Source organism: Nocardia fodinahabitans (assembly GCF_052983615.1).
Genome location: NZ_JBRJJC010000001.1, coordinates 4,823,424 through 4,848,764 on the forward strand (window position 1 = coordinate 4,823,424; position 25,341 = coordinate 4,848,764).

Here is a 25,341-nt window from a genome sequence, read left to right on the forward strand (position 1 = left end):
TCACGGCAGTTCGTATTCGAACCAGATGTGGTGGCCGCCGGTGGCGTCGACGTAGAGGGCGCCGGTGCCGGTGATGCCGATGAGTTCGCCGGTGCCGCTGGCGGGGACGATGTGGAAGAACTCGTCGGTGCGATCGGTGCCGCCGGTGGTGGCCGAGTGGATGAAGTTGAACGCGCCGGACTTGCCCGCCAGGGCGCCCTCGAAGGACTCCATGGCGATGTAGGTGCCCGCGCCGGTGGACATGTCGAACGCGGCAGTGAACAGTGTCGCCGAGGTGCCGGTGATCTCGCCGGCGTAGACCTTCGTCATGCGGGTGACGCCGACCGGCAGGCCGGTGCTGATGGGCGGCTGGGGCTGCAGGTCGGTGGGGTCGAAAGCGGTGACTTCGAACGTGCCGGTTGTCTTCATGCGGCGATGCTAGACCGGGCCACCGACACGGCGGTCAGCTCGCCGACGTCGTGTCGATGCGGTAGACGCGGACGGCATTGCCGCCGAACACCTTCCGCAGGTCGTCGGCGCTCGCCCCGGCCTCGGTGAGTACGCCGGCCACGGTCTCGACCGCGCCGGTGAGGCTGGTGATCGGCTTGTCGACCGGGAAGTTCGAGCCCCAGATCAGCCGGTCGGCGCCGAAGGCGGTCAGCGCGTGGGTGAGCATCGGGCGCACCCGGTCGATCAGGGTGGGCACCGGCGTCGGGACGCCGCGCGGCGGCACCGGGTGCCCGAGGACCGGCATCATCAGGCCGCTGACCTTGGTCACCACATTCGGCTGGGCGGCCAGATCGGTGAGATCGTCGCGCCAGCGGTCGAACAGCGCGGTGCGCTGGGCGGCGGTGTGCCCGGTGTCCTTGCCGACCGGCCCGAAGATGCCCGCGGGCGTGCCCAGGTGATCGAGCACGATCGTGACCTCGGGGAATCGCTCGGCCAGCGCCGTCACCTCGGCCAGCTGCCCCGAATACACCCAGGCATCGAAGGACAGGCCGCGCTCGGCGAGCAGGCCGAAGCCGTTCAGGAAGGCGGGGGAGGTCAGATGCCCGTCGTGCGGGGCGAACGACTTCACGGCCGGATCGGGGTGGTGGGCGACCATGGTCCTGATCCCGCGCAGCAGCGGCGAGGCCGACTGATGCGCGTCCAGCACCGCGCCGAAGTTCGCGGTGGCGGGATCGGCCGCCCCGACGATGACGCTCAGGGGCGGGGTATCGACGCCGAACGGCAGGCTGGCCACCCACCGGGTCTCGTCGGGCTTCCAGCCGGTCCATTCCACTTCACAGTGCCCGATGCCGCGTACCGCCGTTGTCCCCAGGTCGGCGCGGTAGTCGGCGGGCAGATAGGGGCCGGTGTAGGCGGTGGGATCCCCGACGAATTCCCGGTCACGGCGGGGCGCCAGCTTCGCCGCGATATCGATCGACAGCGGCAGATAGCGCAGCAGGGTGGCGAGCTTGCTGAATTCGCGCGGGGTCGTCCGCGGGTCCCACTGATGGATGTGCGCATCGATGATGTCGAGGTCGGTCAGGTCCATTGCTGTACGTCCCATCGCCGCCGCTGGCATTGTGCTGGCGGCAATTGTCACACGCGGGCGCCGGGTGTGGCTGGATTCATGCTCTCGGCGATCGCTTCAGACGGTCCGTCGATACTGACCACCGACAGCGAAGAACGTATCGGTGACCTGCTGTAGAGTGCACACCCGCGCCGCGTCCATCAGCACCTCGAAGATATTGCCGTCGGTATGGGCGACCTCGGCCAACCTGGCCAGCGCGCGATGGGATTGTTCGGCGTTCTCGTCGATGAACGTGTGCAACCGGTCCAGCTGGGAACGACGCTCCTGCTCGGTGCCGCGGGCCAGTTCCAGCGGACCGTGCGCGACGTCGTCGTGGCCGCGGAAGGTGTTCACCCCGACGATCGGCAGTGAACCGTCGTGTTTGCGCTGCTCGTAGCGCATCGACTCGTCCTGGATGCGACCACGCTGGTAGCCGGTCTCCATCGCGCCGAGCACGCCGCCGCGCTCGCTGATCCGCTCGAATTCCAGCAGCACCGCTTCCTCGACCAGGTCGGTGAGCTCGTCGATGACGAAACTGCCCTGCAGCGGATTCTCGTTGACCGCCAGTCCCCATTCCTTGGCGATGATGAGCTGGATGGCCAGCGCGCGCCGCACCGAATCCTCGGTGGGGGTGGTCACCGCCTCGTCGAAGGCGTTGGTGTGCAGGCTGTTGCAATTGTCGTAGACGGCGATCAGCGCCTGCAGGGTGGTGCGAATGTCGTTGAACTGCATTTCCTGCGCGTGCAGCGAACGCCCCGAGGTCTGCACGTGATACTTCAGCTTCTGCGCGCGTTCGCCCGCGCCGTATCGATCGCGCATCGCGACCGCCCAGATGCGCCGGGCGACCCGGCCGATCACGGTGTATTCGGGGTCCATGCCGTTGGAGAAGAAGAAGGACAGATTCGGCGCGAAGTCGTCGATCGCCAGCCCGCGGGCGAGATAGGTCTCCACATAGGTGAATCCGTTGGCCAGGGTGAAGGCGAGCTGGCTGATCGGGTTCGCGCCGGCCTCGGCGATGTGATACCCGGAGATCGACACCGAATAGAAATTGCGGACATCGTTGCGCACGAACCATTCCTGCACGTCGGTCATCATCCGCAGGCTGAACTCGGTGGAGAACAGGCAGGTGTTCTGGCCCTGGTCCTCCTTGAGGATGTCGGCCTGCACGGTGCCACGCACGGTCGTGAGGGTGCGTGCCCTGACCTCGGCTGCCTCGTCCGGTGTCGGTGCGCGGCCCTCGGCCTCGGTGAACCGCGCCAGTGCCTGGTCGATCGCGGTGTTGAGGAAGAACGCGAGGATGGTCGGGGCCGGGCCGTTGATGGTCATCGATACCGAGGTGGTCGGCGCGCACAGGTCGAAACCGTCGAACAGAGTGCGCATGTCCTCGATGGTGGCCACCGAGACGCCCGAGGTGCCGACCTTGCCGTAGATGTCGGGGCGCTCGGCCGGATCGTGGCCGTAGAGGGTGACCGAGTCGAACGCGGTGGAGAGCCGGGTCGCCTCGGCGTGCGCGCTGAGGACCTTGAACCGTCGGTTGGTCCGCGCCGGATCGCCCTCGCCGGCGAACATCCTGGCCGGGTCCTCGTTGTCCCGCTTGAACGGGAAAACCCCTGCGGTGAAGGGGAATCGGCCGGGCAGATGCTCCGCGCGCAGGAAACGCAGCAGTTCGCCGTCGTCGGTGTAGCGGGGCAGGGCGACGCGGGGAATGCTCGAGCCGGACAGGGATTCACGCCGCAGCGGAGTGCGGATCTCGCGATCGCGAACCCGCACGATCTGTTCCTTGCCCGCGTAACTCTCGACGACGGTGGGCCATTCGGCCAGCAGCGCGGCCGACCCGGGGGAGAGGGCGGTGCGCGCGGCTTGCAGCAGGTCGGCGACCGCGGTGTCCTCGGGCAATTCGTCGTGCACCAGCCGCAGCCGCTGAACACGTTGGGCTGCGGCGACTTCCCGTGTGGTGTCGGCGTGATAGTTCCGCACGGTCTCGGCGATCTCGGCCAGGTAGCGGACCCGTGACGGCGGTACCAGCTGGGCGAAGCGGGTGGAGACCAAGGTGTCGACGCGCGGCAGCGCGCCCTGCTCGAGCGGGAGGCCGTGCTCGGCGAGCAGCCCGGTCAGGTGCTGGTAGAGGGCGGTGACGCCGTCGTCGTCGAAGGTGGCCGCGCTGGTGCCGTAGACCGGCATATCCGTCGGCTGCGCGCCGAATTCGCCACGGTTGCGGATCAATTGGCGCGCGACGTCGCGGACCGCGTCCGCCGCGCCACGGCGCTCGTACTTGTTGACCGCGACCACGTCGGCGTAGTCGAGCATGTCGATCTTCTCGAGCTGGGAGGCGGCGCCGAACTCGGGTGTCATCACGTACACCGCCACGTCGACGTGGTCGACGATGCCCGCGTCGCCCTGGCCGATACCCGGGGTCTCCAGGATCACCAGGTCGTGGCCCGCGGCGCGGCAGGCGGCGAGCATGGTGTCGATGTCGTCGGGCAGTTCGTGATTGCCACGGGTGGCCAGTGAACGGAAGTACACGTGGTCGCCGTCGAGCGCGTTCATCCGGATGCGGTCGCCGAGCAGCGCGCCGCCCGCCCGGCGCCGGGTCGGGTCGACGGCGAGGACCGCGATACGCAGCTTGTCCTGCTGGTCGGTGCGCAGTCTGCGCACCAATTCGTCGGTGAGCGAGGATTTTCCGGAGCCGCCGGTACCGGTTATGCCGAGCACCGGCACCCGGCGCTTGCTCGCCGCCGCGAGGATCGCGGTCCGGTCCGCCGCGGGCAGCGCGCCCTGTTGCAAGCAGGTGATGGTGCGCGCCAAGGCATTCCGGTCGCCGGTGTAGAGGGCGTCGAGGTCGGGCGCGGCGGCGGCCCGGTCGACGTCGCACTCCCGGACGAGTTCGTTGATCATGCCGGGCAGGCCGAGGCGCTGGCCGTCCTCGGGGGAGAAGATCCGCACGCCGCTGCGCGCCAGCCGCTCGATCTCCTCGGCGACGATCACGCCGCCGCCACCGCCGAAGATCCGCACGTCCGCGGCGCCCGCCTCGCGCAGCGCCCTGGCCAGGTACTCGAAGAACTCGAGGTGCCCGCCCTGGTACGAGCTGACCGCGACGCCCTGCACGTCCTCCTCGATCACCGCGTCGACGATCTCGCGCACCGATCGGTTGTGGCCCAGGTGGATCACTTCGGCGCCCTGGGCCTGCAGGATGCGCCGCATGATGTTGATCGCCGCGTCGTGCCCGTCGAACAGGGCCGCCGAGGTCACGAATCGCACGGGATGGACCGGCACATGCAGGGCGCTGGACTCGCTCATGACTGCCTCCGCAGCAGATAGTACGACCAATACTAGGACGTCCAACTAATTGTAGTATGAACTGCGTCACTCCGGTGCGAAACGCGGCGCGTGGGATTCAGCCGAATCGCGCATCCCGGTCGACATACTCGACGGATGGTTCGCGAACACAGGGTGGGCGTGGCGCTGGAGCGGCTGGTGGCGGCGGGAGTGATCAGCGGCGAACAGCGCGGGGCGGTGTTGCGGGCGGTCGACGCCGAGGAACGGGCTGGCCGGGCGAGCACGGGCCGGATGATCGCCGAGATCATCGCCTATCTCGGGGCCGGGCTGGTGGCGGCGGGTGTGGTGTTGTTCCTCGGGCTGGCGTGGTCGGATGTGGCGCAGACCGGGCGGGTGGTGTTGCTGCTGGTCGTGGCCGGGTGCGCGGTCACCGGCGCGGTGCTGCTCGCCGGTGGGTGCGACGGGATCTTCCGGCGGGTGCCGATCGCGTCGGCGGGGCGCAGCAGGCTCGCGGCGGTGCTGCTGGTGCTGGCCGCGGGCATGGTCTGCGGTGCGGTGGTGACGGCCTTCGGGGACGACGCCGAGATCGCGGCCTCGATCGCCGGGCTGCTCGTCGCGGTTCTCGGATATCTGCTGGTGCCCACCGTGCTCGGCATGGTCGCGATGGGTGGATTCGGGGTCGCGAGCGCGGTGACCACGACCTCGGCCGTCTTCGACTACCGGTCCGCGTGGCCCGGGGTGCTGCTGATGCTGTTCGGTGCGCTGTGGGTCGGGCTCGCGTGGGCCCGGCTGTTCGTCGCCGACTGGGCGGGGTATCTGATCGGCGGAATGATCCTGGTGGGCGGAGCGCAGTCGGTGACCCCGGGCGTATCGCTGTGGCGGCCCGCGCTGACCGCCCTGGTCGGCGTGGCGTGTCTGCTGCTCTACGCGCTGCGGCGCGAACCCGTCCTGGTAGTCGGCGGGGCCGCGGCGGTGGCGATCGCGGTAGGGCAGACCGTGGCCGAGCGGACCGACGGTGGGCCGGTCGTCGCGAGTGTGGTGCTGGCGATCGGTGCCGTCGTGCTCACCGTCGGGCTGGTCGTCCTGCTCGCCGGGCCGAAACAGCCGGACTGAGTCAGCGGATCAGGGTGGTCTCCTGGGCGCGGATCGTGCGGAAGAATCGCGGGCCCACATCGGCGCCGTCGTGGTTGTAGCTGTCGATGATCTCGGCGAGTTCGTCGGCAAGGCGGCGCAGGTCCGTGGTCGCCGTGGTGCGGTCGAACTCGTCGGACTCCCAGCCCCACGCGGGCGGGATATCGGTGATGGTGACCACGATCTGATCGGCGAACGGCGTGCTCACCGCCACCGTGAGCTCGGCGGGCGCGGCCGCGAGCGGGCTGTGTACGGTGAGCTCGCCCGGCCCGCCGACGACGGCGAAGTTCCGGGCGAAGGCGATGTCGTCACGCACCGACTCGACGATCGACGCGGTGCTCGCGTGCCTGCCCGGCCGGTGGTGCCTGGCGCCGTACACGCGATCCGGCGCCGCGGCGGAGACGGTGTCGCCGTGCGTTTTCCGCAGAATCCGGTCGAGCATGCGCTGGGCCGTTGCCCGCTCGTCCGCGCCGGTGTTCTCGTGCTCGATCAGCGCGCGCAGCCGGGTGATCCGCGCGAAATGGTCGGTGCCCATGCCCCGATTGTGCCCCGCGGGGGGTGCACATCGGGCACTGCGCCACGCCTACTTGCCGGTTTGCCCGCGTGGCCGGTGGGCGGCCGGGCTCGGTATCGTCTGCACCATCCGTGACCACTGAAGAACAAGAGGGTGCCTGGTGACCGATTTCGAGACGATTCTGCTGGAGCGCAAGGGCGGCGGCGAGGGCAAAGGCGGGGTCGGCTGGATCACGCTGAACCGGCCCAAGGCGCTCAACGCTCTCAACGCGCAGGTTCTCGAGGACGTCATCGCCGCGCTCGACGAGCTCGAGAACGACGACTCCATCGGTGCCGTCGTGATCACCGGCTCGGCGAAGGCCTTCGCGGCTGGCGCCGACATCAAGGAGATGGCCGACAAGTCCTACATGGACATGTTCGCGTCCAACGCCTTCGCGGGCTGGGACCGGCTGGCCAACTTCCGCAAGCCGACCATCGCGGCGGTCGCGGGCTTCGCCCTCGGCGGTGGCTGTGAGCTGGCGATGCTGTGCGACATCCTGATCGCCGCCGACACCGCCAAGTTCGGCCAGCCCGAGATCAAGCTCGGCGTGATCCCCGGCATCGGCGGCTCGCAGCGGCTGACCCGCGCGGTCGGCAAGGCCAAGGCCATGGACCTCATCCTGACCGGCCGCACCCTGGGTGTCGAGGAAGCCGAGCGGGCCGGGCTGGTGTCGCGGATCGTGCCCGCCGACCAGCTGCTCGACGCCGCGCTCGAGACCGCCCAGACCATCGCCTCGATGTCGCTGCCGGTCGCGATGATCGCCAAGGAGGCGGTCAACCGGGCCTTCGAGACCACCCTCACCGAGGGCGTGCTGTTCGAGCGCCGGGTGTTCCACTCGCTGTTCGCCACCGACGATCAGAAGGAAGGCATGGCCGCCTTCGTCGAGAAGCGCACGCCGAACTTCACCAACAGCTAGTTCTGTTTCAGCCGTAGCGAACCATCGGTGAGCTCGGCAGTCGTCGGTGCCGAGCAGTCCGGCGACGGTGCCGCCGAGCGTGGCCGTCACCGCCATCGCGGCGAGGAGTTTTCGCCGACCGGGCCGCGGCCTGGTCTCGCGCGGGACCACCGCGCTGCCCGCTCGTAAGCGCGGCATGCGCAAGCGGGCCGGTGGGCGCGGCGCGGCCAGCAGCACCGCGCCGCGCGCCGAGACATAGTCCGGCTCGGGGTCGTAGACGATCGGCAGCCCGATCCGCTGGGCCAGATCGGCGCGCAGCGACGGATTGCGGGTGCACCCGCCGAGCAGCACCAGCGCGCCCGGCCGCACCCCCGTCTCCTCGACCAGCTGACGCACGAACGACGCCGAATGATGCAGGCCCGCCTCACACAGCTCGGCCAGGTCGCTGCGGGTCACCACCGCGCGGCCGCCGGTATCGGCGTCGGTCGCCGTCACCACCCTGGCCCGGCTCAGCGACTCGCGATGCTCCCGGATGGTACGCGCGTCGGCCAGCACGCCGCCGCGCGCGAGCTGCCAGCGCAGCAGGGCGTCGTAGCCGTCGCCGCTGAGGACCGTGCTGCGCCTGCTGGCCAGGATCGTGTCGGTGCGGCAATCGGCATGGGTGACAGTCAGACCCGAGCAGCCCAGGTCGTAGAGGATCACCGACTCGGAGTCGGGCAGCATGCCGGTGAAGCGCAGGTAGCGCAGCTGCGCGAGCGGTTCGTCGACGATGCCGACCTCGGACGTGCCGACCGCCGCCCGGATCGCGTCGGCGTGCGACTCGCTCCGGCAGGTGACCGCCGTGGCGGTGACGCACTCGCCGCGCGCCAGCGCCGCGACCCGCATCCGGCGGATCACCGACAACACCGCTTCGTCGACCGATCCGCCCGCCCTGCGCGGTAGCCGGAGCCGGTCCACCGGTGGCAGGTGCGGCTGATCGGAGTGGGTCAGCACGGCGCGGGCTCCACCCGCGCCCGCCGATACCCCCAGGACCAGCACCATGGGCTACATCGTGGACCAATTTCCGCTAGCTGCCAAGCGAGTCGCGCGGTGATTCGCCCGTCGGTTGCCAGGTCGCGTGGAATGCGAGGTTTTCCGCGTCGGGAACCTCGTAGTCGCCCGCCTCGTGCCGGAACTCGGCGAGCAGCGTCAGCAGCGTGCGGATCCGGTCCGGCGGCAGGCCCGGCTCGGCGAACACCTGCGCGTTCAGTGCCGCGGTCGCCTCGGCGACCGATGTCCTTCCCGCGTCGGTGATTTCGATCAGCGTCGCGCGCCGATCGCTCGGATGCGGCACCCGGACCACCAGGCCGGCCGCCTCGAGCCGGTCGACGGTATTGGTCACGCTGGTCGGATGCACCTGCAGGCGTGCGCTGGCCTTGGCCATGGGCAGCGCGCCGGTCTTGCTGAAGCTGAGCAGCTGCAGCAGTTCGTAGCGCGAGAACGTCAGGCCCGAGGGTTTCAGTGCCTCGTCGACCCTGGCCATCACGATCTGCTGCGCCCGCACCAGCGATGTCACCGCGGCCATTCCGTCGGCCACCGCACCCCAGCCGTGCCCGGTCCATTGCCGGTGTGCTTCGGCGATCGGGTCATGCGGAAGCGGTCGTGGCCGAGACATGGCATTGATCATCGCATAGGGCCAGGTCGCTGCCGCCCAGTCGGCGAACCGGCATTTCGCTCACGCCGAGCGTAACTCTGGGCAACCCCGACCGAACCGGGCACTCTCCAGGACGAGGCGGGCGTGGCTGAGTGGTTGAGGCAACGGTCTGCAAAGCCGGATACGCGGGTTCGATTCCCGCCGCTCGCTCTGGTCGGAACAGGCGTTTCACCCGGAGGGGTGGAGCGCCTATTTCGCGTAGGCCGTCCCGGAACCCTGCACGGTCAGGCGTACGCGATCGCCATGCGCCGGTGCCGCGATGCCGGTGCGGCGGACCGTGACGGTGCCCGCGCCCTCGGCGAGGTCGATGGTCAGGATGACATCGGGGCCGCGGAAATCGACCTCGGTCACCGTCCCGCTGTGCTCGGCGTCGACGACCTCGGCGGTGAGCTGTTCGGGCCGCAGCATCAGGGTGGTCTCGCCGGTGGGGGCGGCGCGCTGGACCGGGACCGCGCCGAGCGCGGATTTGGCGACGTCGGCCTCGCAGAGCGCGTCCAGCAGAATGCAGTCGCCGAGGAAGCGGGCCGTGAACAGGTCGGCCGGGTGGTGATAGACCTGCTCGGGCGGCCCCACCTGGGTGAAGCGGCCGTCGCGCATGACCGCCACCTGTTCGGCGAAGCTGAGAGCTTCCTCCTGATCGTGGGTGACCAGGATGCTGGTCATGCCCGCGGCGCGCAGGGTGTCGGCGACCGCCTGGCGGGTGGTGGCGCGCAGGCCGGTGTCGAGGGCGCTGAAGGGCTCGTCGAGCAGCATCAGATCGGGCTTGCGCGCCAGCGCCCGGGCCAGGGCCACCCGCTGCTGCTGGCCGCCGGAGAGCTGGTGGGGTGTGCGGTCGGCGTAGCCGGGATCCAGCGACACCATCGCCAGCAGTTCGGTGATGCGGTCGCGATCGCGGTGGCGGCGCAGCCGCTCGCCCAGGCCGCGCCAGCCGGTGTGCAGGCCGTAGGCGATATTGTCGGCGACGCTCAGATGCGGGAACAACGCGCCGTCCTGCGCGACGTAGCCGATCCGCCTGCGCTGTGGCGGCAGGCAGACATTCTGGCGCACAACGGTTTCCGTACCCAGCTGCACCGTGCCGGCGTCGGGTGCCTCGAAGCCCGCGATCACCCGCAGCAGCGTCGTCTTGCCGCAGCCCGACGCGCCGACGACGGCCGCGGCCGTGCCGTCGGGGACGTCGAGATCGAGGTGATCGAGCACCCGGGTGGGCCCGAACGTCTTCGACACCGCGTTGACGAGAAGCCGACTCATGCTGCGTCCTTTCGGTAGGTGCGGGCGCCGTCCGTGATTACGCGCGCTGCCGCCTCCGGGCACTGACCGCTCATACCCCGGCCGCCTTTCTGGACTGGGTGAACAGCAGGTAGGTCACCGGGACCGTGGCGACGATCATGATCAGCGCGTACGGTGCGGCGGCGGCGTAGTCGAGTTCGCCCGACAGGCCCCAGAACTGCATGGCCAGGGTTCGAGTTCCGTTGGGCGCCAGCAACAGTGTCGCGGTGAGTTCGGTGGACACGGCGACGAACACCAGCGCCGCGGCCGAGGCGGCGGCGGGCGCGGTCATCCGCAGGGTCACCCGGAAGAACGTGGCCGAGGCCGATTCGCCCAGCGAGCGCGACACCTCCTCCAGCCCGACCGGCACCTGCGCCAGCCCGGCCCGCACGCTCACCAGCGCGCGGGGCAGGAACATCAGCGCGTAGGCAATGACGATCAGCGTCACCGTCTGATAGAGCGGCGGGGCCCAGCGGATGGTGACCGTCACCAGCGCGAGCGCGATCACGATGCCGGGCAGCGAGCTGGTGACGTAGTTCGCGCCCTCGATCACGCGGGCGAACCTGCTGGTCGAGCGCACCGCGATCCACGCGACGGGAAACGCGCACAGCGTGGTGATCAGTGCGGCGGCCGCGGCCAGGCCGATGGTCTGGCCCAGCGCCTGCCCGATCACCGCGGTGTCCCAGACCGCCGCGCCGCCCAGCCACAGCCAGCGCCCGATCGTCCACAGCGGCACGCCCAGCGCTCCGGCGATCACCGCGACCAGCACCCCGAGCAGCGGAATTCGCGACCAGCCCAAGGTGATCGGCCGCGCCGCGCGCTGAGCGCCCGCACCCAGCCTGGCGTAGCGCGCGTTCCCGCGCAGCAGCGCCTCGCCGCCGAGCAGCGCCAGGCAGCACAGGACGAGCACACCGGCCAGCATGCTGCCCGCCGGTCCGGCGAAACTGCTCTGGTACTGCTCGAAGATCGCGGTGGTGAACGTGTCGTAGCGCAGCATCACGAACGCGCCGTACTCGGCGAGCAGATGCAGGCCGATCAGCAGCGCGCCGCCCAGGATCGCCAGGCGCAACTGCGGCACCACGATGCGCCGGAACACCTCCACTGGCCCCGAACCGAGCGCGCGCGCCGACTCCTCGATCGCCGGATCGAGCCTGCGCAGCGTGGCGGCCACCGGCAGATACACCAGCGGGAAGTACGACATCGTGGCCACGATGACCGCTGCCGACAGCCCGTGCATCGACGGGAAGGCGCTCACCCAGCCGTAGCTGTTGACGAACGCGGGCACCGCCAGCGGCGCGACCAGCACCGGACCCCACCACGCCCGGCCCGGCACGTCGGTGCGCTCGACCAGCCAGGCCAGCCCGACCCCGAGCACCACACATACCGGCACCGTGCACACCACCAGCGCGACGGTATTGGTGAGCAGCTCACCGACCCGGGGCCGGAACACCAGCTCGGCGGCCTCGCGCAGGCCGGTGTCGAACAGCACCGAGACGATGTAGCCCAGTGGGATGAACGTCGCCGCCGTCAGTGCCAGCGCGACGAGCGTGACGAACACCCCGGGCCTGCCGACCCGGGGTGTTGTCGTCGATGCGGTCCGCAGGGCCACTTACAGCAGTCCCGCCTCGGTCATGAGCTGGGTGACCTTCTTCGAATCGAGCTTGCTCGGATCGATCGCGGGCGCCTGCAGATCGGCCAGCGGCGGCAGCGCGGGGTTCGCGGCGACATCGCTGGCCACCGGGTACTCCATCGAGGTGCCGTCGCGCAGGATCTCCTGGCCCTGCTTGCCGGTGATGTAGGCCAGGAACTTCTGCGCGGCCTCCTGCTTCTTGCTCGACTTCAGCACGCCGCCGCCGGACACGCTGACGAAGGCGCCCGGGTCCTGGTTCTTGAAGTAGTGCAGTGCCGTGTTGGCGCTGCCTTCCTTGGTGTTGGCCTGATCGCGGTACCAGTAGTAGTGGTAGATCACGCCGCCCTCGGGGTTGCCCGAGTTCACCGCCTTCATGGTCGCGACATTGTTCTGCAGCGAGGTCGCGTTGGCCTTCATGCCCTGCAGCCAGGAGCGGGTGACGTCCTCGCCCTTCAGCGCGAGCAGGCCCGCGACGATCGCCTGGAAGTCCGCGCCCGAGGTGCCGGCGCCCCAGCGGCCCTTCCACTGCGGCTGCGCCAGGTCGAGCAACGAGGCGGGCAGGCCCGCGGTCGGCAGCTTGTCCTTGTTGTGGACGAACACCGTGGCGCGGGCCGCGACACCGGTCCACTTGCCGGTCGACGGGCGGTACTGGGCGGGCACCTGGTCCAGGGTGGCCTTGTCGACATCGGCGAACAGGCCCGCGTTCTCGACCAGCGCCATGGCGGGGGAGTTCTCGGTGAGGAAGGCGTCGGCGGGGGAGTTGGCACCCTCGGCGACCAGCTGGTTGCCCAGCGCGGTGTCGCCACCCTGGCGCAGGACGACCTTGATGCCGGTCTCCTTGGTGAACTCCGCGGCCCACTCCTTGGTGAGCGACTCGTGCTGGGCGTTGTAGACGGTGATCTCGTCGGCATCGCCCGAGGAGGACGAGCACGCGCTGACGCCGAGCGCCGCCACCGCGATCGCCATCAGCCCGGCCAGGGGTTTCCAACTACGCGACGTCATCGGCGTCCTTCCACACAGGGTCCCCATCCTATGATGAGGCTTACCTAAGCAAGATACCCCGCGTGAAATGTGTGGATGCGATCGACCGGCGTTTCCGGACAGACCGGAGAAATCCCGTGCGGCAGTGCGATTCCGGTCGTCGAGCATGCTGAGCGGACAACCCCACGCCGCGGCCGGAATACCCCCGATGGCGGGAGGCGCCACCGGGGGGTTCGATCAGTGTTTGGTGGCCGGCGCCGAGCAGATCTTCCAGGTGCCGTCTTCCTCCTTCAGATGCTCTTCGGTGCTGTCCTCGGTGTCGGGCTCCTCGCCCGCGACCGAGAGCGTCAGCTTGCCGACCACCGTCGCCTTGGCGGTGTCGCCGGTGATGACGATGTCCTCGACCTTGTCGATGGTCACCGAGACGGTCGCCGAATCGAACTGCTGCCGCTGCTCGGGCGAGAGGTTGGCGATCTCGGCCCGGTCGGCCTCGCAGGCCAGCTCCGCCGCCGCGATGAACCCGTCCGAGTCGAGCGTGTCGTAGAAATCGCGGATCGCGACCTCGATCTTCTTCTCGTCCGAGGCCAGCGGCGTGCGCCCCTGCACCGTCAGCACCACCCCGGTGATCAGCGCGCCGATGACCACCAGCGCGACGATCCCGAGCGCGATGAACAACCCGGTCCGCTTCTTCTTCGGCGGCTGCGGCGGCAGAAACACATCCGGCCCGCTCGGATAATTCGGTGGCGGTGTCTCGCCCGGCCCGAACCCGGCATGCGGATATCCGGGCGGCCCCGAGGGCATTCCGGGCGGCTGCTGCCCGAACGGCGGTTGCTGTCCTTCTGGCGGATTCGTCAAGCCTCGCTCCTGATGTCATCGGGGCGAGGCCCCGAAACCTGTGGAACCGTGCGTGAACAACCTGAATCAAACGAACGAGGCCCCGACCGAACGGACGGGGCCTCGAAGTGTGCCCTCGGCAGGATTCGAACCTGCGGCCTTCTGCTCCGGAGGCAGACGCTCTATCCCCTGAGCTACGAGGGCGGGATAGATGCCGGTCGCGGTGAGGCGATCGGGCAGCGACAGCGTATCGCATCGAGTGCGGTGCGCCAAAAACGGTGCCGGACCGGGCGGTTGACCCGGTCCGGCGCTCGGTCAGCTCAGCGGGAGCGGGGTGGCGCCACGGGCGGTGAGCATGCTCTCCATCAGCTGGGACTCGCCCGCTTGGGTCTTGGACATCTGGGCGGCCAGGATGCGCACCTCGGTGGTGTCGGCGTGCTCGGCGGCGTAGTCGAGCATCGGCACGCCACCCTGGTGGTGACGCAGCATGAGCTGCAGGAAGAGAGTGTCCATGGCGGCGCCGGTGGACTGGCGCAGCGTGGTCATCTCCTCCTGGCTGGCCATGCCGGGCATCGACGTCATCGGGCCCGACATCGCGTGCCCGGTGGTCGTCGCGGCGCCGTGGCCGTGCGCACCCGCGCCGTGCTCGGTCATCCAGCCCATGTAGCCCTCGACGTTCTGGTTCGACTCGCCCCACAGCTGCAACCAGCCCTGCATCCGGCCGATCTGGTTCTGCTGGGTGGTGAGGATGTCGTAGGCGAGCCTGCGCACGTCGTTGTCGGTCGAGCCGATCAGCGCCGCGCCCGCCATGTCGACGGCCTGCGCGTGATGGGCCGACATGTCCTGGCTGAACCCCACGTCGACAGGGCTCGGCGCCGGAGTGTCGGCCTTGTCCAGCGGCATCCGCAGCAGCACGCCCGCGACGGCGCCCAGCAGCAGCAGACCGATCGCGCCGAGCACGAGGATCGCCCCGGCCGGGCGACGCGCGCCCGATTCGGCCGCGGTGTCGACGGACTCGGCCGCGGTGTCGTCGGGGTCGACCGCGCTGTCGGTTGCCACTACTGGCCCGCGGGCTGCGTGCCCGGCATCTGGAAGCCGTCGGGCAGGCCCGGCAGACCCGCGCCGCCGGGCAGACCGGCGCCCGCGCCGAGCTCGGACGGATCCGGGGTCAGGCCCGTGCCGTCCATCGGCACGGCCTCGGGGCCGTACGGCGCCGGGTCGAACGGCGGCGGGTTGTTGGCGTCGAAGATCGGGTTCGAGCAGCTCGCGCCGACCTCGGGGTAGGCGTACGGGTTCTCGCGCAGCGCGGAGATGAACTGCTTGATCCGCGCGTCGTCGGCGGAATCGAGTGCGAGCTTGTGGCCCCACGACTGCAGCGAGATCGGGGAGTCGAGGCCGGGGTACGGCGACATCAGCGAGTACTGGCGGCCCTTGACGAAGTTCGACAGCTTCTCCACGCCCGCCGCGTCGACCTTGTCCGGGTTGTAGGTGATCCAGATCGCGCCGTGCTCGAGCGAGTGGACCGCGTTCTCCATCCGGATCGGCTTGGCGTAGACGGTGCCGGTGCAGTTGGCCCACGCGCCGTCGTGCGGGCCACCGTAGGCGGGCGCCTTGTCATAGGCGACGCGCTGGGCCGCGGTCACGTGCAGACCGGCCGGGTAGTCCTGCTCGACGACGCCGCTGATCTTGGTCGACGGGTCCTGGTTCTCCTTGGACGGCACCCATTCCTTGAGGTCGGTCTGGGCTTCCCGGATCGCGGCCTGGTCCAGGTACTTGGGCACCAGGCTGTAGGCCAGCAGGCCGATCAGCGCGACGATCGCGACACCGGCGCCCAGCAGGGCCCATGGCACGTCGCGCTTCTTGTGCGGAAGGTTGCCTTTGCCGGGTTTGCGGGACGGAGACGACTTCCCCGCGGCCCGGACGGCCTTGGCTGATGTGGCGCTGGTCCTGCTCGGCATCGCTCGCTGTGCTCTTTCGACGTGTGGATCGGGACGTTCGTACCGGGCGGTCGTGGTTGCGAGGCGCCCAGCCAATAGGATAGAGACTCGTGACTCCAGCTGACCTTGCAGATCTCCTTCGCACCACCGCCGCGAAGGTGCTTGTCGAACGCGGACTGGACTCGTCGGTCCTGCCCGAGCAGGTCACAGTGGAGCGTCCGCGCAACCCCGAACACGGCGACTATGCCACGAATGTGGCGATGCAGGTGGCCAAGCGCGTGGGAACCAATCCGCGCGAACTCGCGGGCTGGCTGGCCGAGGCGCTCTCGGCGACCGACGGCATCGATGTGGCCGACGTCGCGGGTCCCGGCTTCCTGAACATCCGCCTGGCCGCCTCGGCGCAGGGCGTGATCGTCGCGCAGATCCTGGCCGCCGGGGAGAAGTTCGGTACCGGTGCCGCGCTGTCCGGCACCAAGATCAACCTCGAGTTCGTCTCCGCCAACCCGACCGGCCCCGTGCACCTCGGTGGCACCCGCTGGGCCTCGGTCGGCGACGCGCTGGGCCGCATCCTGGCCGCGCAGGGCGCCGACGTGACCCGGGAGTACTACTTCAACGATCACGGCGCGCAGATCGACCGCTTCGCGAAGTCGCTGGTCGCGGCCGCGCTCGGCGAGCCGACCCCCGAGGACGGGTACGCGGGCGAGTACATCCAGGAGATCAGCGCGAGCATCGTCGCCGCGCACCCCGAGGCGCTCACCCTGCCCGCCGACGAGCGGCACGAGCTGTTCCGGCGCGAGGGCGTGCAGCAGATGTTCGCCCAGATCAAGCAGGATCTGCACGACTTCGGCACCGACTTCGACGTGTACTTCAACGAGAGCGAACTGTTCGCCTCCGGCGCCGTCGAGCGGGCCGTCGAGGAGCTCAAGAACTCGGGCAACCTGTACGAGAAGGACGGCGCCTGGTGGATCGCGTCCACCGAATACGGCGATGACAAGGACCGTGTGGTCCTCAAGAGCGACGGCAACGCCGCCTACATCGCCGGTGACATCGCCTACTTCCAGAACAAGCGCGCGCGTGGCTTCGACCTGGCCATCTACATGCTCGGCGCCGACCACCACGGCTACATCGGCCGGTTGAAGGCCGCCGCGGCCGCGTTCGGCGACAACCCCGACACCGTCGAGGTCCTGATCGGCCAGATGGTGAACCTGGTCCGCGACGGCCAGGCCGTGAAGATGAGCAAGCGCGCCGGCACCGTGGTGACCCTCAACGACCTGGTCGAGCAGATCGGCGTCGACGCCGCCCGCTACTCGCTGGTGCGTTCCTCGGTGAACTCGAGCATCGACATCGACCTCGACCTGTGGACCAAGGCGAGCAGCGAGAACCCGGTCTACTACGTGCAGTACGCGCACTCGCGGACCAGCAGCATCCTCGGCAATGCCGCCAAGTACCCCGAGTTCGCTACCGTCGCACCGGATTTCGCGCTGATGACCTCGTCTCGCGAAGGTGATCTGATCCGTACCCTCGGTGATTTCCCGCGCGTGGTCGCCACCGCCGCGGAGACCCGCGAACCGCACCGCATCGCCCGCTACCTCGAAGAACTGGCCGGTGTCTACCACCCCTTCCAGTCCGACGACGACATGCGCGTGCTGCCCAAGGGCGACGACGCCGTCACCGGGCTCAACGCCGCCCGGCTCGAACTGGTCAAGGCCACCCGTCAGGTGCTGGCCAACGGTCTGGCCCTGCTCGGCGTCAGCGCACCGGAGCGCATGTGACCACCGGCAAGCTTTCCAGGAAGGACGCACCCCGCGTGAGAGAGCGCAGCGAACGAACCAACAGCCCTGCGCATTGTGCGCTCGTGACGGAGCCGAGCGTCAGCGAGGTGCAGTCATGAGTGCACACCCGGCCGGTCCCCGGCACGCAGAGATCCCGCACGCCCCGAGCCTGCCCGAGCGCCCGACCGAGCCGAGCGAGATGATCGACCTCCCCGCCAACGTGTGGCCGCGCAACGCCGCCAGGGGCGAGGACGGTGTCGTCGCTGTCGCCGGCGTGCCGATCACCGAGCTGGCCGAGCAGTACGGCACCCCGCTGTTCGTCGTCGACGAGGACGATTTCCGCTCCCGCTGCCGCGACATGGTGCGCGCGTTCGGGCCCAACGCCCGCGTGCACTACGCGTCCAAGGCGTTCCTGTGTGGTGAGATCGCGCGCTGGATCCGCGACGAGGGCCTCTCGCTCGACGTCTGCTCCGGCGGCGAGCTGGCCATCGCGCTGCACGCCGGTTTCCCGGCCGAGCGCATCGCGCTGCACGGCAACAACAAGTCGGTGCCCGAGCTGGAGGCCGCGGTCGCCGCGGGCGTCGGCCATGTGGTCGTCGACTCGCTCTACGAGATCGAGCGGCTCGAAGCGGTCGCCGGCGCCGCGGGCGTGGTCCAGGACGTGCTGGTCCGGGTCACCGTCGGCGTCGAGGCGCACACCCACGAGTACATCTCCACCGCCCACGAGGACCAGAAGTTCGGCTTCTCGATCGCCGGCGGCGACGCCATGCAGGCGCTGGCCCGCGTCTTCGAGGCCGACAACCTGCGCCTGGTCGGCCTGCACAGCCACATCGGCTCGCAGATCTTCGAGCTCGACGGCTTCGAGATCGCCGCGCGCCGCATGCTCGGGCTGCTCCGCGAGGCCATCGACAAATTCGGTATCGAGCGCACCGCGCAGATCTCCACCCTGGATCTGGGCGGTGGCCTCGGTATCTCGTACCTGCCGAGCGACAACCCGCCGCCGCTGGACGAGTTCGCCGCCAACCTGCGCGGTCTGGTCGCCGCCGAGGCCGCCCGCGCCGGGCTGCCCGAGCCGACCATCGCCGTCGAGCCGGGTCGCGCCATCGCCGGTCCCGGCACCGTCACGCTCTACGAGGTCGGCACCATCAAGGATGTCGAGCTCGACGGCGGCGCGCGTCGCCGCTACGTCAGCGTGGACGGCGGCATGAGCGACAATATCCGTCCCGCGCTGTACCAGGCCGATTACGATTGCCGTCTGGTCTCGCGCTCGTCGGACGCGCACGCGGTCGTCGCGCGCGTGGTCGGAAAGCATTGCGAGAGTGGCGATATCGTCATTCGTGACACCTGGATGCCGGCGGACGCGGGCCCCGGTGACCTGGTTGCCGTCGCGGCCACCGGCGCGTACTGCTATTCGATGTCGAGCCGCTACAACCAGCTCACCCGGCCCGCCGTGGTCGCGGTGCGTGATGGTGCGTCGCGACTGATTCTGCGCCGGGAAACGGTGGCGGACCTGCTCAGCCTGGAGGTGGAAGGATGACCCTGAACAACGGGACCAAAGACTCGGGGCGCCCGCTGGGTGTCGCCGTGCTCGGCATGGGCACCGTGGGTACCGAGGTCGTCCGCGTGCTGCGCGACCACGCCGAGGACCTGCGCTCACGCGTCGGCGCCCCGCTGGTGCTGCGCGGCGTCGCCGTGCGTGACCTGAGCAAGGACCGCGGCCTGCCCGCCGAGCTGCTCACCACCGATGCCGAGGCACTCGTCGCGCGCGACGACGTCGACCTGGTCGTCGAGGTCATGGGCGGCATCGATCCGGCCCGTGCGCTGATCGGAGCCGCCCTGAGCGGGGGCAAGTCCGTCGTCACCGCCAACAAGGCGCTGCTGGCCGACTACACCGGTGAACTGGCCGCCGCCGCCGAGCGCAGCCGCGCCGACCTGTACTTCGAGGCCGCCGTCGCCGGTGCGATCCCGGTGGTCCGGCCGCTGATCCAGTCGCTGTCGGGCGACCGGGTGAACCGCGTGGTCGGCATCGTCAACGGCACCACCAACTTCATCCTCTCCGCGATGGACGAGACCGGCGCCGCCTACGACGACGTGCTCGCCGAGGCGACCGATCTCGGCTACGCCGAGGCCGACCCCACCGCCGACGTCGAGGGCTTCGACGCCGCCGCCAAGGCCGCCATCCTGGCCTCGCTGGCCTTCCATACCCGCGTGACCGCGGCCGATGTGTACCGCGAGGGCATCACCAAGATCACCGCCGAGGACCTGGAGACCGCCTCGGCCGTCGGCTGCACCGTGAAGCTGCTCGCCATCTGCGAGCGCGTCGCGGCCGGTCCGGGCGAGCCCACCTCCGCCGAGGGCGGCAAGGACCGCGTCTCGGTGCGCGTGTACCCGGCGCTCATCCCGCGCAAGCACCCGCTGGCCTCGGTCAACGGTGCGTTCAACGCCGTCGTCGTCGAGGCCGACAACGCCGGTAGGCTGATGTTCTACGGTCAGGGCGCCGGTGGCGCGCCGACCGCGTCGGCCGTGCTCGGCGACCTGGTGATGGCCGCGCGCAACAAGTTCTACGGTGGCCGCGCTCCCGGTGAGTCGGTCTATGCTGAGCTGCCGATCGCGCCGATCGGGGACACCCCCACCCGCTACCACGTGAACCTGCAGGTGGCGGACCGGCCCGGCGTGCTCGCCGCGGTGGCCGACACCTTCGCCCAGCACGGGGTGAGCATCTCCACCGTGCGTCAGCAGGGCCACGGCGACGGCGCCCGGCTCGTGGTCGTCACCCACCATGCGGTGGAGTCCTCGCTGGCCGATACTGTCGCGGCATTGGCGGACATGGATTCCGTCACCTCTGTGACCAGCGTTCTCAGATTGGAAGGCACCGAAGAATGAGCACCACTGGCATCGCCCCCCAGCTCGGCGTGCACTCGCGCTGGCCGGGTCTGATCGCGGCCTACCGCGACCGGCTGGTCGGTGCGGCCGACTGGGAGCCGGTCACCCTGTTCGAGGGCGGTACCCCGCTGGTCCCCGCGACGCACCTGTCCGAGCTGACCGGGTGCGAGGTGTACCTCAAGGTCGAGGGTGCCAACCCAACCGGTTCCTTCAAGGACCGCGGCATGACCATGGCGATGACCGACGCGAAGTACCGCGGGCAGAAGGCCGTGCTGTGCGCGTCGACCGGCAACACCTCGGCCTCGGCCGCCGCCTACGCCACCCGCGCGGGCATGGAGTGCGCGGTGCTGATCCCGCAGGGCAAGATCGCGATGGGCAAGCTGGCCCAGGCCGTGATGCTCGGCGCGAAGATCATCCAGGTCGAGGGCAATTTCGACGACTGTCTCGAGCTGGCCCGCAAGGTCACCTCGGACTTCCCCGAGGTCGGTCTGGTGAACTCGGTGAACCCGGCGCGGATCGAGGGCCAGAAGACCGCGTCGTTCGAGATCTGCGACGTGCTGGGCAAGGCGCCCGACGTACACGTGCTGCCGGTGGGCAACGCGGGCAATATCACCGCCTACTGGCGCGGGTACCGCGAGTACCACGCCGACGGCCTCACCTCGGTGCTGCCGCGGATGCTCGGTGTGCAGGCCGCCGGTGCGGCCCCGCTGGTCAACGGCGCCCCGGTGAAGGACCCGGAGACCATCGCCACCGCCATCCGGATCGGTGCCCCGGCGTCGTGGAACGGGGCGATGGAGGCCAAGGAGCAGTCCGGTGGCGCCTTCCGCGCGGCCACCGATGAGGAGATCCTGGCCGCGTACCGCCTGGTCGCCGCGACCGAGGGGGTGTTCGTCGAGCCCGCGTCGGCCGCGAGTGTGGCCGGTCTGCTGGCCGCCCGCGAGGAGGGCTGGCTGGATTCGGGTCTGACCGTGGTCTGCACGGTGACCGGCAACGGTCTCAAGGACCCCGACAACGCGCTGGCCGGTATGCCCGAGGTCAAGCCGATCGCCGTCGACCCGGTGGCCATCGCCCACGAACTCGAGCTGGCCTGAGTTGAGCGCACGCGAGAGCAGGCTGATGACTGCTACCCTGCCCGCCGGTCTCGAAGTGACCGTGCGCGTTCCCGCTTCCACGGCCAACCTCGGTCCCGGATTCGATTGCCTGGGAATGGCATTGGGTGTCTACGACGAGATCGTGGTGCGCACCACCGATTCGGGTCTCGAGATCCGGGTCGAGGGTGAGGGCGCCGACGACGTGCCGTGGGGCCCAACGCATCTGGTGGTGCGGGCGATCGAGCGCGGGCTGGAGTCGCTCGGCGTCTGGGCCGACGGTCTCGACGTGGTGTGCCGCAACGTGATTCCGCACTCGCGAGGACTCGGTTCCAGCGCCTCGGCCGTGGTCGGCGGCCTGGCCGCCGGCGCCGGGCTGGCCGCGAAGTTCGATCCCGACCTGCGGCTGGACGCCGATCAGCTGGTGCAGCTGGCCGCGGAGTTCGAGGGTCACCCCGACAACGCCGCGGCCAGCGTGCTCGGTGGAATCGTGGTGTCGTGGACCGAATCCGATGCCGAGCAGAATCGCGCCTACCGGGCCGTGCGGCTCACCCCCGCCGCCGCGCTGCGCCCGGTGGTGCTGATCCCGCAGGAACGCTCGTCCACCGCGCACACGCGCGGGCTGCTGCCCGAGCAGGTGCCGCACGGTGACGCCGCGTTCAACGTCAGCCGGGCGGCGCTGGCCGTCGTCGCGCTCACCGAACGCCCCGATCTGCTGATGCCCGCCACCGCGGACCGGCTGCATCAGACCCAGCGTGCTCCCGCGCTACCGCTCACCACGGCCTGGATCGAGCGGCTGCGGGCCGCGGGTATTCCGGCCACAGTTTCCGGCGCCGGCCCGACGATCTTGGCGCTCGCGACCGGAGATTTCCCCGATGAACTGCGCAAACAGGCGGAATCCGACGGGCTGCGGGTGGTCGAACCGGGCATCGCCGACGGCGTCGCGATCGACTGACGGCGTGCCTGCCTTGCCGTTGTTCGCAATTGGCAGCTATTCTGTGCAAGTCCGTACATCGTGCGCATCAGACGCCGGTGCTTCATCAGGGCAATCGCTCCAGCAGGCTCCAGGCTCGAGCCTCCACACCATGGAGGTGCTGCGACGCCGCGAAGCCGCTCAACTGGAATGATCTCTCCTCACCACCGTCTTCTGGTGGCGAAGCCTCCGGTCCGGCGGGGCGGGTAGTACGGCACAGGCGTCCTGTCGGACGCATAATCCGAGCTCGGCACACGGTGCCGGGTCTACGGAACGAACCCTCGATTCAGCACACGGCATTCGAGGGAAGGAAAGGATTTCCGTGACAGATACGGACCTGCTCGCGACACCCGGGGTGGAATCCAACCCTACGAACTCGGGCGGCCGCGAAAGTGAATCCGGACAGATTTCGAAAATGAGCGAACACACCGACGTCGCACGATCGGGGCTGACTGGAATGCTGTTGCCGCAGTTGCGCGCATTGGCGGGGGAGCTCGGTATCCGAGGCACCTCCGGTATGCGCAAGGGCGATCTCATCGCCGCTATCAAGGAAAATCAGGCCGGAGCGCCTGCGAAGGCGGGTAAGCCCGTCGAGGCCGCCGCCGTGACGGCCGACGCGCCCGCCGCCAAGAGCGAAGCGCCGGCCAAGGCCGAAGCGCCCGCCAAGACCGACGCGCCCGCGAAGGCCGACAAGCCGGCCAAGGCCGAGCCCGCCGAGAAGCAGGCCGCCGCGGTCGTGACCGAGCAGGCCCCGGCCGAGCAGGGGACGGCCGAGTCCAAGACCGCCGAGTCGACCGAGGATTCCGGTCGCGACGGGGGTCAGCGTGGCCGTGGCAGGCAGCGTCGTGGCCGTGACCAGGCCCGTTCCGGCGGTGGCGAGAACGCCCAGGCCGAGAACCGCGCCGAGGAGACCAAGCAGGCCGACAAGGCCGACGGTGGCGAGCAGGGCGAGCGCAGGCGTGAGCGTGGCGAGCGCACCGGTGGCGACCGTGGTGAGCGCACCGGTGGCGACCGTGGGGAGCGCAACGGCGGCGACCGGGGCGAGCGCGCCGGTGGCGACCGTGGCGAGCGCAACCAGAACGAGCGCAACCAGAACCAGAACGGCACCAATGCCGGTAATCGCGGTCCCCGCGACGACCGCGGTGGCGACGACGAGGAAGGCGGCCGCGGTCGCCGGGGTCGCCGGTTCCGTGAGCGTCGTCGTGGTCGTGACCGCGACGGTGGCGCCGGTGGCGGTGGCGGCGAGGCCCGCGACTTCGAGATCCGCGAGGACGACGTCCTGCAGCCGGTCGCGGGCATCCTCGACGTCCTGGACAACTACGCGTTCGTGCGGACCTCCGGCTACCTGGCCGGCCCGAACGACGTGTACGTCTCGATGAACCTGGTGCGCAAGAACGGCCTGCGCCGCGGTGACGCGATCACCGGCGCGGTGCGCGCCCCGCGGGACGGCGAGCAGAGCAACCAGCGCCAGAAGTTCGACCCGCTGGTCCGTCTGGACACCGTCAACGGCGGCGAGGTGGAGGCGGCCAAGCGCCGTCCCGACTTCCAGAAGCTCACGCCGCTGTACCCGAACCAGCGGCTGCGTCTGGAGACCACCCAGAACAAGCTGACCACGCGTGTGATCGACCTGATCATGCCGATCGGCAAGGGTCAGCGCGCGTTGATCGTGTCCCCGCCCAAGGCGGGTAAGACCACGATCATGCAGGACATCGCCAACGCGATCGCGATCAACAACCCCGAGTGCTACCTCATGGTCGTGCTGGTCGACGAACGTCCCGAAGAGGTCACCGACATGCAGCGTTCGGTGAAGGGTGAGGTCATCGCCTCGACCTTCGACCGGCCGCCGGCCGACCACACCTCGGTCGCCGAGCTCGCCATCGAGCGCGCCAAGCGCCTGGTGGAGATGGGCAAAGACGTTGTGGTGCTGCTCGACTCGATCACCCGATTGGGCCGTGCGTACAACAACTCCTCGCCCGCCTCGGGCCGCATCCTCTCCGGTGGTGTCGACTCGACCGCGCTGTACCCGCCCAAGCGGTTCCTCGGCGCGGCCCGCAACATCGAGAACGGTGGCTCGCTCACCATCATCGCCACGGCGATGGTCGAGACCGGCTCCACCGGTGACACGGTGATCTTCGAGGAGTTCAAGGGCACCGGCAACGCCGAGCTCAAGCTCGATCGCAAGATCGCCGAGCGGCGCGTGTTCCCCGCGGTGGACATCAACCCGTCCAGCACCCGCCACGACGAGCTGCTGATGTCGCCCGACGAGATGGCCGTGGTGCACAAGCTGCGGCGCGTGCTCTCCGGCCTGGATTCGCACCAGGCGATCGATCTGCTGATGGATCGCCTGCGCAAGTCCAAGAACAACCTCGAGTTCCTGATGACGGTCTCCAAGACCGCACCGGGCGCACTCGACGAGTGACGCGAAGGGCCCCGCTCCGGCGGGGCCCTTTCGGCCGAGAACCCGCGGCGCCAGCCGCCGGAGGGTACGGAACAAACCGGCGGCCGGGGGTGTTTTCGAAGGGTGCGGCCAGGTCTGGCATACTGGATCGCTGTGTGTCTGCGAGTTCGCAGACATCCCGCCTAGTCGGTTCCGGTTCACGTATCCCGCGCTCCAAGCGGTGTGCGACCCGGCGACCATTATCGAGAGGACGCCCATGAAGGCAGGAATCCACCCCACGTATGTCGACACCACCGTTGTGTGTGGTTGCGGCAACACCTTCCAGACTCGCTCCACCAAGGAGTCCGGCCAGATCACCGTCGAGGTCTGCTCGCAGTGCCACCCGTTCTACACCGGCAAGCAGAAGATCCTCGACACCGGCGGCCGCGTCGCTCGCTTCGAGGCTCGCTACGGCAAGCGCGCGGGCAAGAAGGCCGACGCCAGCTAGTTGCCTCACC

General features: G+C 69.6%; 22 protein-coding genes and 2 tRNA genes. 12 read left to right on the forward strand and 12 right to left on the reverse strand.

The genetic code is table 11. The features are described from left to right. The 3 genes from NV348_RS22335 to icmF form a co-directional block, all read right to left on the reverse strand. Entirely contained in the window at positions 1–408 is a 408-nt protein-coding gene (locus tag NV348_RS22335; protein ID WP_447148639.1) for a DUF3224 domain-containing protein, read from the reverse strand. Between the two features lie 34 nt (positions 409–442). Further along, positions 443–1,531 carry an amidohydrolase family protein gene (locus tag NV348_RS22340; RefSeq protein WP_447148640.1) on the reverse strand — a complete coding sequence of 363 codons (1,089 nt, stop codon included), beginning with the start codon at positions 1,529–1,531 and terminating at the stop codon, positions 443–445. 81 nt (positions 1,532–1,612) lie between these two features. Beyond that, complete coding sequence (gene icmF, locus NV348_RS22345; protein ID WP_447148641.1) at positions 1,613–4,831, reverse strand: fused isobutyryl-CoA mutase/GTPase IcmF; 3,219 nt, start codon at positions 4,829–4,831, stop codon at positions 1,613–1,615. 135 nt (positions 4,832–4,966) lie between these two features. Between icmF and NV348_RS22350 the strand changes: the two genes are divergently transcribed. Continuing rightward, positions 4,967–5,923, forward strand: a complete 957-nt coding sequence (locus NV348_RS22350; RefSeq protein ID WP_447148642.1) for a DUF2157 domain-containing protein — start codon at positions 4,967–4,969, stop codon at positions 5,921–5,923. A 1-nt stretch (position 5,924) separates the two neighbouring features. On the opposite strand, the gene NV348_RS22355 is transcribed toward NV348_RS22350, so the two are convergent. Beyond that, positions 5,925–6,476 carry a hypothetical protein gene (locus NV348_RS22355; RefSeq protein WP_447148643.1) on the reverse strand — a complete coding sequence of 184 codons (552 nt, stop codon included), beginning with the start codon at positions 6,474–6,476 and terminating at the stop codon, positions 5,925–5,927. Positions 6,477–6,615: 139 nt separating this feature from the next. Here NV348_RS22355 and NV348_RS22360 point away from each other — a divergent pair, with 139 nt between their 5' ends. The 3 genes from NV348_RS22360 (at position 6,616) to NV348_RS22370 (ending at position 8,365) form a co-directional block, all read left to right on the forward strand. After that, entirely contained in the window at positions 6,616–7,410 is a 795-nt protein-coding gene (locus NV348_RS22360; RefSeq protein ID WP_447148644.1) for an enoyl-CoA hydratase, read from the forward strand. A 46-nt stretch (positions 7,411–7,456) separates the two neighbouring features. Continuing rightward, positions 7,457–7,648, forward strand: coding sequence for a hypothetical protein (locus NV348_RS22365; protein WP_447148645.1), 192 nt, complete (start codon positions 7,457–7,459; stop codon positions 7,646–7,648). A 510-nt stretch (positions 7,649–8,158) separates the two neighbouring features. Then, positions 8,159–8,365 carry a hypothetical protein gene (locus NV348_RS22370; protein WP_447148646.1) on the forward strand — a complete coding sequence of 69 codons (207 nt, stop codon included), beginning with the start codon at positions 8,159–8,161 and terminating at the stop codon, positions 8,363–8,365. A gap of 90 nt (positions 8,366–8,455) precedes the next feature. On the opposite strand, the gene NV348_RS22375 is transcribed toward NV348_RS22370, so the two are convergent. Beyond that, entirely contained in the window at positions 8,456–9,043 is a 588-nt protein-coding gene (locus NV348_RS22375; RefSeq protein WP_447148647.1) for a MarR family winged helix-turn-helix transcriptional regulator, read from the reverse strand. Positions 9,044–9,160: 117 nt separating this feature from the next. Between NV348_RS22375 and NV348_RS22380 the strand changes: the two genes are divergently transcribed. Next, positions 9,161–9,232 (forward strand) — tRNA-Cys (locus tag NV348_RS22380). A gap of 39 nt (positions 9,233–9,271) precedes the next feature. Here NV348_RS22380 and NV348_RS22385 read toward each other — a convergent pair. From NV348_RS22385 to NV348_RS22415, 7 genes are all read right to left on the reverse strand, one after another. Further along, on the reverse strand, positions 9,272–10,330 hold the full coding sequence (locus NV348_RS22385) for an ABC transporter ATP-binding protein (RefSeq protein ID WP_447148648.1): 1,059 nt from the start codon (positions 10,328–10,330) through the stop codon (positions 9,272–9,274). A gap of 70 nt (positions 10,331–10,400) precedes the next feature. Further along, positions 10,401–11,957: an ABC transporter permease gene (locus tag NV348_RS22390; protein ID WP_447148649.1), complete on the reverse strand. Its 1,557-nt coding sequence runs from the start codon at positions 11,955–11,957 to the stop codon at positions 10,401–10,403. Next, positions 11,958–12,980 carry an iron ABC transporter substrate-binding protein gene (locus NV348_RS22395; RefSeq protein WP_447148650.1) on the reverse strand — a complete coding sequence of 341 codons (1,023 nt, stop codon included), beginning with the start codon at positions 12,978–12,980 and terminating at the stop codon, positions 11,958–11,960. 216 nt (positions 12,981–13,196) lie between these two features. After that, entirely contained in the window at positions 13,197–13,814 is a 618-nt protein-coding gene (locus NV348_RS22400) for an Rv0361 family membrane protein (RefSeq protein WP_447148651.1), read from the reverse strand. Positions 13,815–13,924: 110 nt separating this feature from the next. Continuing rightward, positions 13,925–13,997: transfer RNA gene (locus NV348_RS22405), tRNA-Arg, on the reverse strand. 111 nt (positions 13,998–14,108) lie between these two features. After that, entirely contained in the window at positions 14,109–14,852 is a 744-nt protein-coding gene (locus tag NV348_RS22410; protein ID WP_447148652.1) for a DUF305 domain-containing protein, read from the reverse strand. Next, positions 14,852–15,751, reverse strand: coding sequence for a thioredoxin-like domain-containing protein (locus tag NV348_RS22415; RefSeq protein ID WP_447148653.1), 900 nt, complete (start codon positions 15,749–15,751; stop codon positions 14,852–14,854). The genes NV348_RS22410 and NV348_RS22415 overlap by 1 nt, the downstream gene beginning before the upstream one ends. 89 nt (positions 15,752–15,840) lie before the next feature. On the opposite strand from NV348_RS22415, the gene argS reads away from it, so the two are divergent. From argS to rpmE, 7 genes are all read left to right on the forward strand, one after another. Beyond that, complete coding sequence (gene argS / locus NV348_RS22420; protein ID WP_447148654.1) at positions 15,841–17,502, forward strand: arginine--tRNA ligase; 1,662 nt, start codon at positions 15,841–15,843, stop codon at positions 17,500–17,502. 115 nt (positions 17,503–17,617) lie between these two features. Beyond that, complete coding sequence (lysA, locus tag NV348_RS22425; RefSeq protein ID WP_447148655.1) at positions 17,618–19,039, forward strand: diaminopimelate decarboxylase; 1,422 nt, start codon at positions 17,618–17,620, stop codon at positions 19,037–19,039. Then, positions 19,036–20,385 (forward strand): homoserine dehydrogenase, encoded by a 1,350-nt coding sequence (locus NV348_RS22430; protein WP_447148656.1) that lies wholly within the window; start codon positions 19,036–19,038, stop codon positions 20,383–20,385. The genes lysA and NV348_RS22430 overlap by 4 nt, the downstream gene beginning before the upstream one ends. After that, a complete protein-coding gene (thrC, locus tag NV348_RS22435; protein WP_447148657.1) occupies positions 20,382–21,476 on the forward strand; it encodes a threonine synthase in 1,095 nt (364 codons plus the stop codon). Before NV348_RS22430 ends, thrC begins: the two co-directional genes overlap by 4 nt. Before the next feature lie 25 nt (positions 21,477–21,501). Next, positions 21,502–22,428: a homoserine kinase gene (gene thrB, locus NV348_RS22440; RefSeq protein ID WP_447148658.1), complete on the forward strand. Its 927-nt coding sequence runs from the start codon at positions 21,502–21,504 to the stop codon at positions 22,426–22,428. A gap of 340 nt (positions 22,429–22,768) precedes the next feature. Continuing rightward, positions 22,769–24,865, forward strand: a complete 2,097-nt coding sequence (gene rho / locus NV348_RS22445; RefSeq protein WP_447148659.1) for a transcription termination factor Rho — start codon at positions 22,769–22,771, stop codon at positions 24,863–24,865. Positions 24,866–25,100: 235 nt separating this feature from the next. Beyond that, complete coding sequence (gene rpmE / locus NV348_RS22450) at positions 25,101–25,331, forward strand: 50S ribosomal protein L31 (protein WP_022567395.1); 231 nt, start codon at positions 25,101–25,103, stop codon at positions 25,329–25,331. The last annotated feature ends 10 nt before the right edge of the window (positions 25,332–25,341 follow it).